At 46.7% G+C, this 364-nt stretch carries 1 pseudogene; it reads left to right on the forward strand.

Going from position 1 to position 364, the window contains the following annotated elements:
• Positions 1-364 (forward strand): annotated as a pseudogene (locus FDW88_RS01875) (DDE-type integrase/transposase/recombinase); the annotation flags it as partial.

Genomic DNA, 364 nt, shown 5'->3' on the forward strand with positions numbered 1-364 from the left:
GACTGAAACGGGATAAACCTGAACCGCTGAGGGTGCCAGAAAGCCGCAACGAATGCTGGTCGATGGACTTCATGCATGATCAGCTATCAGATGGTCGCTCTATCCGTTTACTGAATGTCATCGATGACTTTAATCGTGAAGCACTGGCTATTGAAGTGGATTTTTCCCTGCCAGCAAGTCGTGTAGTGAGGACTCTCTAACAACTCATTGAATGGAAAGGTAAACCGGCAGCAATACGATGCGATAACGGGCCAGAATATACCGGAAAAGTACTGATGTAATGGGCCGCTCAGCTGAATATAACGCTTCGTTTTATTCAGCCCGGCAAACCTCAACAGAATGCCTATATTGAGCGATATAACCG

This window comes from Citrobacter sp. wls829, from assembly GCF_005280825.1.
Lineage (GTDB): Bacteria > Pseudomonadota > Gammaproteobacteria > Enterobacterales > Enterobacteriaceae > Citrobacter > Citrobacter gillenii.